The sequence below is a fragment of the Vibrio halioticoli NBRC 102217 genome (assembly GCF_000496695.1).
GTDB classification, from domain to species: domain Bacteria; phylum Pseudomonadota; class Gammaproteobacteria; order Enterobacterales; family Vibrionaceae; genus Vibrio; species Vibrio halioticoli.
The window spans coordinates 61532-77633 of the sequence record NZ_BAUJ01000008.1 but is presented as its reverse complement, the minus strand read 5'-3'; the positions used below and the strand labels follow the sequence as shown (position 1 = coordinate 77633).

Here is a 16102-nt window from a genome sequence, read left to right as displayed (position 1 = left end):
GTTTAGCTTCCCTCTTTTTATTTAAACGTAGGGATAAAAAATGCCAAGTTACAAAACTCGTTTTCAAATGATGGGCACTTTTATCGACCTGATGATTCATCATCAAAACGGCGAACAATTGCTAAAAGAGTGTTACCTGCAACTGCAAGATTTCGCAGAGCGTTTCACCGTCAATGAACCTAATTCTGAATTGATGAGGGTTAATCATAATGCCGGTATACGCCCCGTTCGAGTAAAACCGGATCTATACCAGTTATTAAAAAAAGCACAAACTGTCAGTGTTGATAGCAACAACCCGTTTAATATTGCGATTGGCCCACTGATAAAAACATGGCGAATTGGTTTTAAAGATGCCAAATTGCCCAGCGACTCTGAGATTAACGACAAGCTCAACATTGTCGATCCTGAGCACATTGTATTTAATGACGAATATCAAAGCGTATTTTTAACCAAACAGGGTATGCAAATTGATTTAGGAGCGATCGCCAAAGGCTATTTTGCAGACTGCATCAAACACTATTTACTCAGTCAAAATGTCAAATCCGGCTATATAAACTTGGGAGGAAACGTCGTGACCATTGGCTATGCGGAGGTAGATTCACCCAAAGCATGGAATGTTGGCATCCAAGATCCACTAAGCCCGCGAGGCAAAATTTGCCGAGTGGTACCACTGTACAATCAATCAATGGTAACGTCTGGTGTGAACGAACGTAGCTTCAAACACAACGGCATTCAATACCATCACCTACTGGATGCTAAAACCGGCCGTCCCATCAATACCAACATAGCCAGCATCACTATTATCTCGGATCTCTCTGTAGATGGCGAAATTTGGAGTACCGCAGGCTTTCTCTCTTGCATTGATTCAGCTCTAAGCAACCGGGTATAGAGGCTGTATTAGTGTCCACACACGGTAAGGTTATGGTCACTGATGGTGTTAGTGATGATGGACACATGCTAAAACTGCACCCTACAAATAACTAGCTACTGCAAGACATTAATTTCCGCAACGAACTCTACGAGTCGTGTTGCCATAACTATTCCCAATTGTGATACACATTTTGTACTTATAACCATTAAATACGCACCTAGATACACAATTAGCACACGCTCACATCCAGTGCATCAATAGATGATAAAATTTAAGTTTCCAGTGCTAGATCGTTTAAAAATAATCCATATAATCGCGTGCCCTAAAGTTGAACTATTAATAACAATCACGGTAATTGAAATAACAGTCTAATGACTGTGATAGCTATGACGTTCAATTTAAATAAATTTATGCTAGCAGTGAGGTATGCATGAAAAGATTATGTGTTGCAATTATTGTTTTATTTGCTTTGTCAGGTTGTAGTATTGTCACAAAGGTAAATAGACCAGCCGATTCATCGAATGCATATATAAACTCAGACAATAACTTTGACTATACGTTCAAATCTGACATTAAGCCAGAACATGAATATTCAGTTTCTGAGATGCCTATTCCAGTCATAATTAAAGACGGAAAAGAAGAATTAGATGCTGCTGATGTGTTTAAAGAAAGTATCAAATCTGAATTAACTGCTCGAGGTTTCACTGTTGATGATGCATCAACAAAGAATACCGTTACCTTCAAAGACTACCAAGTTATCTCTAATCGAGTATCAGGGTTTTCACCTATGGTAACCCTTACCTTTGCGAGGGTTGACGTAGTGTCTGGCGATCAGCATCACAGTTATAAGTCGTTCGTTAAACGTGCCAAAGTACCCGTGTGGTCAATGAATGAACTCAATGAGCCTTGCTATAGCGAACCGTTATCTCTATCAATCAAGACCATTGCAGCGCAGATTAATAGAGACTTCTTACACGGAAAACTTCCAGATGAAAAAGTCGCTGAACTGGTTGCGCATATCGATCAATCACAAGCCATTGGCTCAACCTATCTTGATGTTTATGAGTTAGGCTTTTCTAACAACAAAACCGCTATCCCTGCGCTAAAAAAATATACTCAAAATAAACATGAATATATTCGATTAGCGGCTATTTCAGCATTAGGTACTCTGCAGGATGAAAGCAGCGTTGCTATGCTAATTAATATTCATAAAGACAGTAACATGTGGCAAGACCGAGCAATGGCAATTAAGTCTTTGATAGATATAAATAATACTGAAGCAAAATCTTACGTTGATTCTTTATATCAAACATTAATGACTAAAAAGTCGAAATTAAAAGATCCAAAACGTATCCCGAAAGAATTACGTTGGAACATATTACTTCTTGAGAAATATGGTAATTATTCTTCGGAAGAATAATTACTAATAGCTAAATATCGCTACTGATTGATATTGTAATTTCTAAGTTATGAGCCAGCATGTATTGCTGGCTTTTTCTATTCTGTACCCGCTACAGCACTGTACCGATGTCAACCCTCTCCCCTTTGTCACTGCATGTACTGAGCAAATTTCACCTTGCATCCACTGAACATTAAATTATGATTTACCTACAAATTCATTATTTAATGTTATTAACATGCTCAACAATAGCTGGCTAAAAACCTTTAAAACCTTGGTGGAAGTGAATCATTTTACCCGCACAGCTGAGGCGCTGTTTATGACCCAACCTGGGGTGACTCAGCATATTCAAAAACTGGAGCAAGCTTGCGGTGCGCCGCTTTTGATCAAAAAGGGCAAAAGCTTTGAGTTGACTGAACAAGGCAATACTGTGTATGAATACGCTTGCCAATTAATTGAACAACAGCAACATCTTCTCACCACATTAAAAACCGATGACCCGTATAGCGGTAGTATCAAACTGGCCTGTTCAGGTGCATTAGCGCAGTGGCTTTATCCTAAGTTCATCACACTGCAGTCCCAATACGATCAACTTAGTATCAGTGTTGAGTCTGCGCCCAACAAACGAATTTGTGAATATGTTCAACAAGGTCATTCTTTGATTGGGCTTGTGACTCAAGTACCAAACCAAGCTGAGTTTGAAGTGACTAAAATTGGCACTGAAGTTTTATGTTTGGTTTTGCCGAAAAGCTATGCGCAAGCACCAATCAACGCCAACGCATTGCAAGAGTTAGGGCTTGTTGAACACCCTGATGCTGAACAATATTTAGCGCAGTATTTACAAGAATGTGGCAGCGAAAAGCTGAGTGAACTGTCACTGCCGACCATAAAGCGCGTGACTTATATCAATCAATTAAGCCAAATTTTATACCCTGTCGCGCAAGGGATTGGTTTTACCGTTCTGCCTTTAAGCGCAGTGTACTCTTCACCTTTTTATCCCGATCTCTGTGTTCACCAAGCCAAAACTAATGTCGAAGATGACCTGTATTTGATTTCGAAAAAAGATCGCCCCCTTCCTAGCCGCTATCAACAGTTTATTACGCTTATACAAGAGTCTATTCAACAATCGAAAACATGGTAAATGCTTGGTTCTATTTATAAATACGCTTTGTCGTTGACCTGAAATTAACTAGGCAAATTGCAAAAAACACTTCTATAGTCATATTCATAGATCGTTACCATATGATTAATTACTATGATTTAAGTGGATATCATGAAGACGTTAGAGCAGCAGTTATCACGGTTAGATTTAAACCTTTTAGTCTCTTTAAGTGTGCTATTAAAAGAGAAAAATGTTTCTAGAGCGGCAGAGATGCTGTTTCTCTCTCAACCTGCAATGAGCCGAACCTTAAAACGGTTACGAGACTTGTTCGATGATCCACTTTTTTATCGTGAATCAGCCGGATTGCAACCTACAGAAAAAGCGCTGTCGTTGCAAGAGCCGCTCAATGAAATACTGCTTTCCATCAACTCTCTTATTGATAGCACCCAGTTTTCTCCGCAAAGCTGTAACCAAACGTTCAGGCTTTCGCTACCGCCACTAATGAGCCGACAATTATCAGTACCACTGATTAGAGAATTGATGCGGCACGCGCCAAACGCCAGTCTGGTGGAATATTCAGCCTCTCTTGATCCTACTGCATTACTTAAAGAGCAAGCGGTCGACTTTTCAATCCACATTGAAAAACCCAACAACACCGAAGAATTTCCCAGCGAACTTATTGGGCATACCCATGCGGTGTTTTATGGCATGCTCGATCACCCTCTAACCTTGCAAGAAAAAGTAACGTTGCAAGATTGCTTAAAGTATCAATTTGTTGATTTGAACTTGGACATCCGTTCAGTATTTGGCGAGCACAACCCCATCGACACGTATTTAGAAAGCAAGGGATTACAGCGAGATGTGGTCTTTAAAAGTGGTCAGCTCAATACGTTAGTCGATGCCATGCAAGACTCAGATAAGCTATTGATATCAACGCATACATTACGCAGCGTTGATAATTTTAAGCAGCGTCTAGCGCCTGTTTATGAGCTGAAAAATGAGTCGAAGATGGCGATTAATGTGTATCTTATCGAACACAAACGCACCTTAAATAGCGCCGCTCATCAATGGCTAAAACAGCTCATCATAGATACCTTACAAAACAGGGCTTTTGCCATTGAATAATCGGTTACTTTGGTTGGTTGCGCACTTTTAAGGCTCGTTCAATCAACTCAACGCCCGGTTCATAACGTTTTGCGCTGGCATTTAACGCTAGCGCTAATGCACTGTCCGCTATTTCTTCAAAGCGCTGCGCCATGGCGTTAACTTTGATTGGGATAAAGTCCAATAACCTATTGTCACCAAAGGTGGCGATTTTCAATCGCTTGACCAATTCAGGGTTTGGCAATACCACATCCAACACCCCTTCTAGCAAGGTATAAGAGGTGCAAATAATCGCGTCAGGAACGCAATCATTGTCTACCCACTGCTGGGCTAATAATCTTCCTTCATTTGCTGAGAAGTGCTCTCCGTATGCAAAACTGATTGATACCGAACTGCCTTTAAGGGCCGCTTCAACGCCTGATTGGCGGTGTCGTGATACCGGTAAATTTGGCAGTGCACCCACAATGCCGAGGGTTTTCACTTGTTCGTGCATAATGGATTGAGTAAGTTGTAGCGCAGCTTCAAAATCTTCACTGACCACACAGCTAAACACTTCATCATCTAACAAACGGTCTATCGCGATTACTGGCGTGCCCTTGTTCAAAAGCGCCTGATAAAACTCATTAGCTTGAGGCATGGAGGTTGCCACAAACAGCGCGTCAATTCGACGACTCAACAAAGCTTCAGCTAATGCACGCTCAGTCACTGGGTTATCATCAGAGCAACCAATTAAGATCTGATAGCCGGCTTTTCTTGAATTTTGTTCCAGCAATTTTGCCAATTTTGCGTAACTGCTGTTCTCTAGATCCGGAATGATTAAGCCAAACGAACGACTGTTACCCGCACGTAAAGAAGATGCCGCATGATCCGGTTGAAAGTGATGCTCGTCCACAACTGCCATCACTTTGCGCTGCGTCTTCTCACTAATGCGATATTTTTTCGCTTTACCGTTTATCACGTAGCTTGCTGTGGTTTTTGATACGCCAGCCAGCTTGGCAATTTCTTCTAAGGTCATCTCGATTCCTAGTAAATTGTGCAGTAGATCATAATTATTTAGATTGATCGCTACTTTTATTTGAATGATATGCTGAATCGGTTAATTATTAAAGCTGAAACGGTTAAGCAGATAAAAATAGATGACCAAGGTCACTATTTCGTTGTTAAACAGATTGCCGATTAATCATTAGTCCTGCAATTGAGCAACGACTTTATTGACCACAAAATGAATTGTTCATACAGCGTTGAGTGATAAAACTCTGCTTTTAAAATAGACAAACGCAGACGCCCTAGAAGTAAAGGGCATTTTATTTCTCAATTTGCTGAATCGATTAAGCAGACCACTTAAAGCAACAATTAAGTGAGAGTGAAACCAAATAGGAAGAGGCGAACATGCTCACAATTACGACACAAGACATCACATTGCAGCAAAAAGCAGTTGATAAAAAAACAGCGATTCAAAGCATTGCCAAGAGCCTAGCAGACAAACAACTTGTTGAGTCTGGCTATGTTCAAGGAATGCTCAACCGTGAATCGCAAAACTCGACCTTTTTGGGTAATGGCATTGCTATCCCCCACGGTACCGTAGAGACACGTTCGCTGGTAAAAAGCACCGGCGTTGCAGTGCATCACTTTCCTGACGGAGTGCCATGGGGTGACGGTAATACGGTTTACTTAGCGATTGGCATTGCCGCTAAATCTGATGAACATTTAGGTATTTTAAAGCAGTTAACTAAAGTTCTCTCATCTGATGGCGTGGAAAGTGCCCTGCAAAATGCAGAAACGGCGCAAATGATTGTGGGATTGCTTAATGGTGACGTGCAATTTGATGCCGATTTCAATGAGTCTCTTATCGAGCTTAACTTCCCAGCTAACGATGTATTGCAACTGGCCGCCGTTGCTGGTGGACTACTTAAAAACCAACACTGTGTAAACAACGAGTTCATCGCCGAACTGGTCACTAAGACGCCGACCAACCTAGGTCAAGGTCTATGGTTGTTGTCCAGTGATGTAGGCTGCCAGCGCACTGCGATGTCATTTGTGACGACCGCAAATCATTGCCAGTACCAAGGACAACCCGTGAAAGGTTTAGTGGCGTTTTCTGCCACTAATGCGGCGCATCAACCTATGCTCACTACCTTAATTAATACCGTTGCTTTACAAAGACAAAACGAGCTTTTGCAATCCACTCCACAAGCCTTACTTGCTCTGTTTTCAAGTGACCGTGACGCAGTGGATTCCAGCGAAGCGGCGGCTCAAGCGCAATTTACTATCAATAATGCACACGGTTTGCACGCAAGACCTGGCGCAATGTTGGTGGCTGAAGCGAAGAAATTCCAATCCGACATCAAAGTGTGCAACTTGGACGGCGAAGCGAAACCAGTCAACGCTAAGAGCCTGATGAAGGTGATTGCGATGGGCGTCAAACATGGCCACAAATTGCAGTTTTCTGCTGATGGTATTGATGCAGAAGCTGCGCTAAAGGCCATCGGTATCGCCATAGAATCTGGTCTTGGTGAAGGATAAGAACATGACTTCGACAACCAACAAAGTGGTCACCGTTACCTTAAACCCTGCGTTAGATCTAACAGGCAGTGTAAAGGGGCTACATTTAGGCTTAGTAAACCTTGTTAAACAAGGTTCGCTACACGCTGCAGGCAAAGGCGTCAACGTCGCTAAAGTGCTGAGTGAGCTTGGCGCAGAAGTCACGGTAACGGGTTTTTTAGGCAAGGATAACCCAGAGTTATTTAGCCAACTATTTGACGATATCAAAGCCAAAGACGCCTTTATTCGAGTCGATGGCGCAACACGCATTAATGTCAAACTGATTGAAGAAGATGGCAGAGTCAGTGACATCAACTTCCCTGGCGTGACAGTTACGGAAGCTGACATCAAAGCCTTCGAAGAAACCCTGTTTGCGCTAGCCAAAGACCACGACTATTTCGTGATAGCAGGTAGCCTACCCAACGGGATTTCACCACAGCTTTGCGCTTCGTGGATTGAAAAGCTGCATCAGCTTGGCAAAAAAGTCCTGTTTGATAGCAGCCGCGATGCCCTGCGTGCTGGACTGGACGCTAAGCCTTGGCTTATCAAACCAAACGATGAAGAACTGGCTGAGTTTGTCGGCCGCTCATTAAGCACCGCCGAGCAGTGCCAACAAGCCGCATTAGAGCTTGCCGATAAAGGCATCGATAACATTGTGGTGTCGATGGGTGCAAACGGCGTAATGTGGCTAAAACAAGGGAAATGGTTATTTTCCCAACCACCAAAAATGAAAGTTGTTAGCACTGTTGGTGCTGGTGACACATTAGTTGCAGGCCTATGTTGGGGCCATATGCAAAACATGGAAAAAGAACCCTTGTTGCAGTTTGCTACAGGTTTATCCGCTCTTGCCGTCGCCCAAGTTGGAGTCGGTATACCCAGTAAAGAACAATTGCACAGCGTCATCAATCAAGTTGATGTACGACACACTATTATAACTAAATAAGGTCTTCCCTATGAATATTGCAATTATTACCGCCTGCCCAAGTGGAGTTGCGAACAGCATCATCGCTGCAGGACTGTTAGAAAAAGCCGCTCAATCCCTACAGATCAGCGCGAAAATTGAATGCCAATCTAAAGTGGTTGAAGGTTATACGTTAACTCCACAAGATATTGATGGCGCCGATACCATTATCATCGCCACAGACACCCTCATTGATACCTCTCGCTTTGTTGGAAAGAGTGTCTATCAAGGAAGTATTGGCAATGCCGTCAGCAATGCCAGTGAGTTCTTAAATAAAGCGATTCACAATGCAACTACCTTAACCAATGCCGATGTAACAACGGCAAGTGCGCCAAGTGCTTCTGCGAGTAAAAAGATTGTGGCAATCACCGCCTGCCCTACTGGCGTTGCGCATACCTTTATGGCCGCTGAAGCTCTGGAATCAGAAGCGGTTCGTCAGGGCCACCAAATAAAAGTGGAAACACGTGGTTCAGTTGGTGCTAAAAACCAATTGACTGACCAAGAGATCCAAGACGCGGATTTAGTGATTATTGCCGCTGATATTGATGTGCCACTGGATCGTTTTGATGGCAAATTACTGTATCGCACCAAAACTGGCCCTGCGCTTAAGAAAACCAAGCAAGAAATTGAAAATGCGTTTGCCCAAGCAACTACCTATAAAGCAACGGGCGCAGCAACCTCTAATGAGAGCAACACTGCTAGCAAAGGCGTTTATCAACACTTAATGACTGGTGTATCGCACATGCTACCGGTTGTGGTTGCAGGCGGACTTATCATTGCGCTTAGCTTTGTGTTTGGTATTGAAGCATTTAAAGAAGAAGGCACGCTTGCTGCCTCATTAATGACCATTGGTGGCGCTTCAGCATTTGCCTTGATGATTCCAGTGCTTGCGGGGTACATCGCCTTTTCCATCGCTGACCGTCCAGGACTTGCTCCAGGTTTAGTAGGAGGCATGTTAGCCAGCTCACTAGGCGCAGGCTTCCTTGGTGGCATTGCGGCCGGTTTCATTGCCGGTTACAGCGCAAAATTTATCGCTGATAAACTCTCTTTACCACAGTCGATGGAAGCACTTAAACCCATCTTAATCATTCCTTTTGTTGCGACGCTGTTTACTGGTTTAGTGATGATTTACGTGGTCGGTAGCCCAGTGGCAGCAACGATGGGCGGCCTTGAGAACTTCCTAAATACTATGGGCGCAGGTAATGCGGTAATGCTAGGTATTTTACTTGGCGCAATGATGTGCTTTGACTTAGGCGGTCCAGTAAACAAAGCAGCGTATGCATTTGGTGTGGGTCTACTTGCATCACAACAATACGCACCAATGGCGGCAATTATGGCGGCAGGTATGGTACCTGCACTGGGTATGGGTCTGGCGACGTTCTTAGCGAAAAACAAGTTTGAATCCAGTGCTCGTGAAGCAGGTAAAGCCTCTTTTGTATTAGGTTTGTGCTTCATCTCAGAAGGTGCGATTCCATTTGCAGCCAAAGATCCAATGCGTGTTATCCCATCATGTATGATTGGCGGAGCAATTACCGGCGCACTAAGTATGTTGTTTGGCGCAGAGTTACTGGCACCACACGGCGGCTTATTCGTACTGTTAATTCCAAACGCAATTACACCAGTGGTGATGTACTTAGTGGCAATTGCCGCAGGTACACTGGTGACTGGCTTCACTTACGCTTTCTTGAAGAAAAGCGACCAGAACGTATTAGTGCAAGCGTAATACACTAAAAAGCAAAAGGTCGGAGTCACATAAGTGATTCCGACCTTTTTTCTTGTTTTGTGCAATACCAATCACACTAAGTAAGTGATCAGTTATTTAGTACGATTGGGATAAATGAGGGCGTTAGCTATAACGCCCTATCAACGTCATTAACGTCCGTAGGTCTCTACGATATAGCGTTCAAAATCTTGGCACATTTGCTCATCGCTAAGCTCATTGTTTGCCAATTCTTTATCACCATCCACAATACTAATACGAGCGTCTAAAGCGTGTACGCTTGCACGTTCACGATCCGCTAAACCGGCAATTTTTTGTAGTTCGTTGTCCCACGCTTGCTCAGACGTTAAGTTACATTCATCCGCCAGATATTTGGCATTAAAGCCCTCACCTGTCAGTTGAACAATGGTCTGATTATGATTGACCGCATTACCTTGACGCCAGTAGTGCTGCTCTAGCAACGGACCAATTTCAGGGTTATCGGTAAGGAAACCAAACTTCTTAGTAAAGTACGCGCGAGTTTGATAAACCGCCATGTGCGCCAATAAATACCCTTGGTAGGCACAAGCAGATTCATCCGACAATAAGTGCGGGATTGCCATTAGCGGTCGTGGGCTACAGGCCAAACCTTGGATCTTTTGCTCTGTTTCACGAGCAAGACGAGTCACGTTTTCAGGCGTCAGGTCTTGCTCAGAAAGTTGGTATAAAGCACGCTCAAAATACGGCACTACTAAGATGCTACGTTCACCATAAGCGCGAAATGGCTGTTTGCTTTCCACCATCGCTTTAATCACGTCATCTGATATGGCTTCGCCCTTCTCGTTAAGCGCGTACAGTTTTAGCCAATCACCGTCCCCTAGTAAGCTGTCACAAAACATGGATTGTGTTTCAGCGTACGCCATTGAAGTAGGCGCAAACTCTTGCGCAAAACACGGTGCGTTCATTTTCACATTCGAGAAATGCGCGGCATGTCCACCTTCGTGGAACAGTGTATTAATGCCGTCATAGCCACTGCCCACTTGATCAGGTTTAGCGTTACTCGTGAAATTCACTTTTGCCGCAACCCATTGCGAATTTTCATCGACAAATGATGGAATTGGACCATGACAGAACCCATTAGGGTATTTACCTTTACGATCCAAAAGATCTAAGGTCAATTCCGCATTTGCATAGGTGATGTTAAGGCGACCAAACGACTCAATCCAACGACGAAGCGATTGTGAAAATGGCACGTACTGATCCAAATCACGCATTGCATCGCCAGAGAAAGAGAACACAAAGTTATGTGCTTCAACGGCACTATCACCTTTTTCTGCCGCCAACTCCTGCAAACTGCGTAAATTACTGTCACGAGTTCGCTGTTCAAAGTCGTCTAAAATGGCAAACAGCTCGTCGGTCGACATTTGCTCTGTTTTTACAATGGAATAGTCAAAGAAGTTATTAAAGCCTAATGAGCGGGCAAACTTATTGCGCAGCTTAACTAGATCCAAAAATCCATTGTGCAGTAGCCATTGCTCCACATCTAGCAATGCTTGGTGAGACGATTTACGCACTGCTTCATGATCACTGGTACGAATGTTTGCCGCCAATACCGGCAATGAACCTTGTTGTTCGTTACCATCAGCATCGATAAACACTTGAGTGTAGTTTTGTTTTTTCTCAAACAGATCCGATTCAAACTTAATTAAATCGGCTTTTAGTTGACGAGATTCTTCAGTAGGTAAAGCGTGCGCCTTAAAAGTCGCTAACCAGCCTTGCAAACCTTGTTTCACCAACTGCGTTTCTTCATTGCTGTCTAATTGGTTTAATTGCTCAAGCTGTTGCTGAATTTGACTCAATCTTTCAGGATCACTTAGAAACTGGTTCCACTTGGTTTCAGCGGCAGCTGAACCCGCCTGATCGTTTGACGTCCCCATATAAGTTGTCCAAAACAAGTCTTCTTTTTGACGATGTACATTCAGATAATCTCTATTTAAAGAGTTGAGGTAATTTTGCGGGTTCATAGGTTTCCTTTTGCTTTCTAGCAACGAATCTAATTGATATTGCTTCACAGTATCATTCTAGTCATTTGACTCAAATAATGAAATGGATTGAGTAATGTCTTTTACTGCTACTTATTTTTCAAATTTAACAATAACCAAAGTTAAACATTACAATCACTCCACACCTATATGCACCGCATATCACAAACCTATGTAACGAACTATTTATTAACGAGTTACATATTTTATTTAAGGCAATAAATATAAGGTTTTCTCCTTATTTAGGACACTGACAATAGTGACCTATTTCTCAGATAAAGAGAATTTGAAAGTAGATTTGTTGATCAACCTCGCACATACCAACGCCAAAACTCTTTATGTGACTTAGTAGCAAGTTTATTAAATAATATTTAAGGATAATAAACACATCGAAAATAATTACTCTTAGGAGAGCATGTATGGAAGTGGTTATATACAACTGCGATCAAGAGTGTGAAATTGAAAGGTTTTGTTTATCTCCATATAAAATGGACGCTTTTCTAGAAGAAATACGCTATGAAAATCGATGTGAGCTTACAGATAACAGTGTGCTAGTAAGACTGTACGATGCAGGACGACTCACGCTATCAAAGCGATTGAACTTAACGGATCAACTCACTAGACTTCTCAAGTCCAACAAGACTTTACTTGCCTAATATTGGTAAGTTTTAGCTCGACCGATTGAAAAGAATAGTTGATCTAAATAGTTATTCAAACAGGTATCACATACGCTATTAATACGCACCTTTCTTCTATTTTTACACCAAGTTAAATAAATGAACTACTCACAAAAAATAAAGCGTCAGACTCTTAGTAGCTGACGCTTTATTTTTATGACATTTATATTAAGCTTTAATTAATGTTTTTTGACTGTGGCCTAAAGAATAAATACAGCATCAGTAATACATTCATCACGCCTAAAAAATAAAAATCAAGCAAAGTAACAATTAACGCTACGACCACATATTGCCACACTTTATGCCCGCAGTTTTTCCATCTCGCAATAGATAGCGCACTGATAAACCATATCAGCCCCAGAAAAATAGGGATCAACAAAATCATTGAATAATCCATATCACTCTCGTGTGCGACCATCGCCAGCAGTAATACGCTGACTAAAGCAACAATATAGCTGGCTATCGAATATGCCAGATAAGGAAGCCTTTGTAACTTGTTGGTTCTGAAGAAAAAGATACTACCTATTGTCACATCATGGCTGTCTTTAGCCGGTTTATGCAGTTTTTTAAATTGACGAATAGCATCACTCTCAGTACTTGCCTGCACTACTCGACTGAATATTTCATACCCTTGTTCGGTTAAACTGGTTATCTGATCTACAACATTGTTACCGCCAAGATTGACTGCCCAAATAATCTTTTTTTTGTACAAAATCTGATAACTGTTCACTTCGTTTCCTTAAAAATCAACCTCGCTTATGTCTTTCTCATCTGTTCAAATTTATCGATAATAAATTCAATCAGCTTAATCAAACGCTCAGGTCTAAATTTGTCTTTATGGTAAATCATTGAAAAATCAACGCTAGGTATGTGCCAATCAGAGAACACATGTGACAACATATTCGCTTCAAGCTCTTTTTTACAATACAACACTGGTACTCGAATAATGCCGTTACCACATAGCGCAGCGTTCACTAAAGTTCGTCCATTTTTACATTGCAAATGTCCAGTAACTTGAACATCAACACTATTACCCGTGGATTTATTAACCAAGTGCCAACGATTCACCGAACCCGTTAAACAGCGATGCTGGGTAAGATCTTTGGGGCTTTCAAGTGCGCCATATTTTTTGATATAGCTTGGGCTAGCGATAGTCGCCATCTCTATTTCAAGCAGTTTACGTGCTACGAAACTGGCGTCTGGTAATGAGCCCATACGAAACGCTAAATCAAACTCATCTGCAATCAAATCTATGCGGTGACTGCTAAAGTCTAAGCTGACACTTACTTCAGGATACAAAAGCATAAACTCATTGAGCATGGGAACGAGAATCTCTTCTCCAAGTACGCCACCCACACAATTTATTGCTATGTGTCCTTTCATTTCGTGCACATCATCAATGGCAGCTAGCAACGCCTGATCAATATGTCCTAACGCATGCTGACACTGTTCAAATAACGTTTTTCCTGCGCTGGTTAGCTTTAATGTGCGCGTGGTTCTTAGCAATAAAGTCACGCCTAATTCCGATTCTAACTCGGTCATTTGACGAGAAATATGCGAACGAGACACCTTTAACGCTTCTGCCGCTCGGGTAAAATTCCCCAGCTGTGCAATCAGCACAAATGAGCGAAGTAGCGATAAATTTATGTTATTCAACATAGACTATAACCACCTTCTGACACGTTTGAGGTATGCAGTATAAGATTGCGGAAATTTGTGCATTAACGCACGCTCTTCCGGCTTAATTTGAAATTGAGTAATGTACATAACAAATATCAAACAACCGAATATGCCCGTCCACGATGCTAATAGAGACGCCCAAGCCACCAGCAATATTGCCAGGGATAAATACATTGGATTGCGGCTATATCGATATACGCCGTGTGTGACTAAATTCTGTGTTTTCGAGGGTTGTAGCGGATTCACCGTTGTATTCTCTTTTTTAAAAGAATCGATAGAGACCCAGGCCAATCTTAAGCTAATCAATACCAACATCACAGCAATCAGCCATGCACACGGATTATCAGTAAAAGAAAAGTCCGCTATGTATCCCGCCAACAAGGCGCATACCAATAGCACAACTGGCGGTGGGATTTTATGGTTCAGCAATGAAATGTCCAAGCGACTTTCTCCGTTTCAAATCCTTATTGTTGCAGTATAGCAACAGTGTTTTAAGTAAAGGGATATATATCAACAATAAGTTCACCGCTAAACTTCTCCTATCGAAATAGATTCGACCAACATGAATTTAGGAGAAACAGCATGAAAAAATTGATCGTGATTACCGGTGCAAGTTCAGGTATAGGTGAAGCCATCGCACGTCGCTTTAGTGAACAAGGTCATCCTTTGTTACTGATAGCCCGTCGCGTTGAAAAACTAAAAGCTCTAGAGCTTCCTAATACACTGTGCGAAAAAGTTGATGTAACCGACCCCAATTCTTTTGTCGCTGCCATTAAAAAAGCTGAGCAACAATTTGGCCCAGTTGAAGGTTTGGTCAATAACGCTGGCACTATGTTACTAGGATCCATTGATACGCAAGATGCCGCAGAATGGAAACGCATGTTTGATGTCAATGTATTAGGGCTACTCAACGGCATGCAAGCGGTACTCGCGCCAATGATCTCAAGAAACAGTGGCACTATCGTTAATATAAGTTCTATCGCAGGCAGAAAAACGTTTCCTAGCCATGCGGCTTATTGCGGCACAAAATTTGCGGTACACGCCATATCCGAAAATGTTCGCGAAGAAGTCGCTGCCGCCAATGTACGAGTAACCACAATTGCACCGGGCGCGGTAGAAACGGAATTGCTTTCTCATACCTCTTCTCAAGAGATAAAAGACGGTTATGATGCATGGAAAGAAGATATGGGAGGCGTACTGGCCGCTGATGACGTGGCTCGCGCAGTGTTGTTTGCCTTTCAACAACCGCAAAATGTATGCATTAGAGAAATTGCACTCGCGCCAACCAAACAACAACCATAAATTCATCATTTTTTGATGACAAAGAAGTGAATCCCCCTAAACTCAACGTATCATATCAAAATGTGTTTCTAATTCTTTAGCTTCATCGAGTTAGACACACTTTGGTATGTGCTATATTGAATCAAATTTACAACTCTATCGCTAAAAGGGGTCAATTTATGGGCATTCTCTCGTTTCAAGGACGCGCCAGTCGTAAAACATATTGGTTCATGTTCGTCATCTGTTTTGTGATAAGCGCAGGCATGCGTCTCGCACTTGATAGCAATTTATCTCACCAGAGTCCCGACAGTGTCTCGCCAATCGCATCGTTTGTGACTTTTGTAATCAGTATCTTATTGCTGTGGTGGTCTATCGCAACGCAAGTAAGACGCTTGCACGACCTTGATAAAACAGGTTGGTGGGTGCTGGTCAACCTAGTGCCTTTAATTGGTTCACTATTGATGTTGATTTATCTTGGCTTTTTTAAAGGCAGTGACGGACACAACCGTTTTGGTTCAGCGGTCATTTAACTGAATAGATTCCGACACTTATATTCTAGGTTTCTATATAAGTGTCGTTGAACAAGATGAAGTTTGGCCGTCATACTTTGACGAGTTTTAAACGTATTCAATGCCATCTTATTTGTGGTGTTCTTTGCCACGCGAATACTCGGCATACTTTTTGGAAATTAGTTGAGGTATATGAAGTCCTGTTTTCCGAACAAGATACCAATCTACCACAGCTA

13 protein-coding genes and 1 pseudogene are annotated in these 16102 nt (G+C 42.2%); 9 read left to right on the top strand and 5 right to left on the bottom strand.

All coding sequences use genetic code 11. The annotated features are described in order from the left end of the window. Positions 1–40 precede the first annotated feature (40 nt). The 4 genes and pseudogenes from VHA01S_RS03950 to VHA01S_RS03935 all read left to right on the top strand — a co-directional run bounded on the left by VHA01S_RS03950 (position 41) and on the right by VHA01S_RS03935 (position 4497). Positions 41–984: pseudogene (locus VHA01S_RS03950) on the top strand (FAD:protein FMN transferase). 317 nt (positions 985–1301) lie between these two features. Then, positions 1302–2291, top strand: a complete 990-nt coding sequence (locus tag VHA01S_RS03945) for a HEAT repeat domain-containing protein (protein WP_023403057.1) — start codon at positions 1302–1304, stop codon at positions 2289–2291. A 217-nt stretch (positions 2292–2508) separates the two neighbouring features. Further along, on the top strand, positions 2509–3411 hold the full coding sequence (locus VHA01S_RS03940) for a LysR family transcriptional regulator (protein ID WP_023403056.1): 903 nt from the start codon (positions 2509–2511) through the stop codon (positions 3409–3411). Positions 3412–3543: 132 nt separating this feature from the next. Beyond that, positions 3544–4497 (top strand): LysR family transcriptional regulator, encoded by a 954-nt coding sequence (locus tag VHA01S_RS03935; RefSeq protein ID WP_023403055.1) that lies wholly within the window; start codon positions 3544–3546, stop codon positions 4495–4497. A gap of 4 nt (positions 4498–4501) precedes the next feature. Here VHA01S_RS03935 and cra read toward each other — a convergent pair whose 3' ends face one another. Then, positions 4502–5491, bottom strand: a complete 990-nt coding sequence (cra, locus tag VHA01S_RS03930) for a catabolite repressor/activator (RefSeq protein ID WP_023403054.1) — start codon at positions 5489–5491, stop codon at positions 4502–4504. 374 nt (positions 5492–5865) lie between these two features. Here cra and fruB point away from each other — a divergent pair, with 374 nt between their 5' ends. From fruB to fruA, 3 genes are read left to right on the top strand one after another with little or no spacing between them, the layout of a single operon-like run. Then, a complete protein-coding gene (gene fruB / locus VHA01S_RS03925; RefSeq protein WP_023403053.1) occupies positions 5866–6999 on the top strand; it encodes a fused PTS fructose transporter subunit IIA/HPr protein in 1134 nt (377 codons plus the stop codon). A gap of 4 nt (positions 7000–7003) precedes the next feature. Further along, entirely contained in the window at positions 7004–7960 is a 957-nt protein-coding gene (gene pfkB, locus VHA01S_RS03920) for a 1-phosphofructokinase (RefSeq protein ID WP_023403052.1), read from the top strand. A gap of 10 nt (positions 7961–7970) precedes the next feature. Beyond that, the gene (gene fruA, locus VHA01S_RS03915; RefSeq protein WP_023403051.1) at positions 7971–9701 is read left to right on the top strand and encodes a PTS fructose transporter subunit IIBC; all 1731 of its coding nucleotides are present in this window, start codon (positions 7971–7973) and stop codon (positions 9699–9701) included. 149 nt (positions 9702–9850) lie between these two features. On the opposite strand, the gene VHA01S_RS03910 is transcribed toward fruA, so the two are convergent. The 4 genes from VHA01S_RS03910 to VHA01S_RS18015 all read right to left on the bottom strand — a co-directional run bounded on the left by VHA01S_RS03910 (position 9851) and on the right by VHA01S_RS18015 (position 14391). After that, positions 9851–11701: a M3 family metallopeptidase gene (locus tag VHA01S_RS03910; RefSeq protein WP_023403050.1), complete on the bottom strand. Its 1851-nt coding sequence runs from the start codon at positions 11699–11701 to the stop codon at positions 9851–9853. Positions 11702–12571: 870 nt separating this feature from the next. Next, on the bottom strand, positions 12572–13126 hold the full coding sequence (locus VHA01S_RS03900; RefSeq protein ID WP_023403048.1) for a hypothetical protein: 555 nt from the start codon (positions 13124–13126) through the stop codon (positions 12572–12574). 26 nt (positions 13127–13152) lie between these two features. Further along, positions 13153–14055 carry a LysR substrate-binding domain-containing protein gene (locus VHA01S_RS03895; RefSeq protein WP_023403047.1) on the bottom strand — a complete coding sequence of 301 codons (903 nt, stop codon included), beginning with the start codon at positions 14053–14055 and terminating at the stop codon, positions 13153–13155. A 3-nt stretch (positions 14056–14058) separates the two neighbouring features. Further along, positions 14059–14391, bottom strand: coding sequence for a methyltransferase family protein (locus VHA01S_RS18015; protein ID WP_240432781.1), 333 nt, complete (start codon positions 14389–14391; stop codon positions 14059–14061). A gap of 267 nt (positions 14392–14658) precedes the next feature. Here VHA01S_RS18015 and VHA01S_RS03885 point away from each other — a divergent pair, with 267 nt between their 5' ends. Both VHA01S_RS03885 and VHA01S_RS03880 read left to right on the top strand, forming a co-directional pair. Continuing rightward, positions 14659–15378 carry an SDR family oxidoreductase gene (locus VHA01S_RS03885; RefSeq protein ID WP_023403045.1) on the top strand — a complete coding sequence of 240 codons (720 nt, stop codon included), beginning with the start codon at positions 14659–14661 and terminating at the stop codon, positions 15376–15378. Between the two features lie 158 nt (positions 15379–15536). After that, on the top strand, positions 15537–15887 hold the full coding sequence (locus VHA01S_RS03880; RefSeq protein ID WP_023403044.1) for a DUF805 domain-containing protein: 351 nt from the start codon (positions 15537–15539) through the stop codon (positions 15885–15887). The last annotated feature ends 215 nt before the right edge of the window (positions 15888–16102 follow it).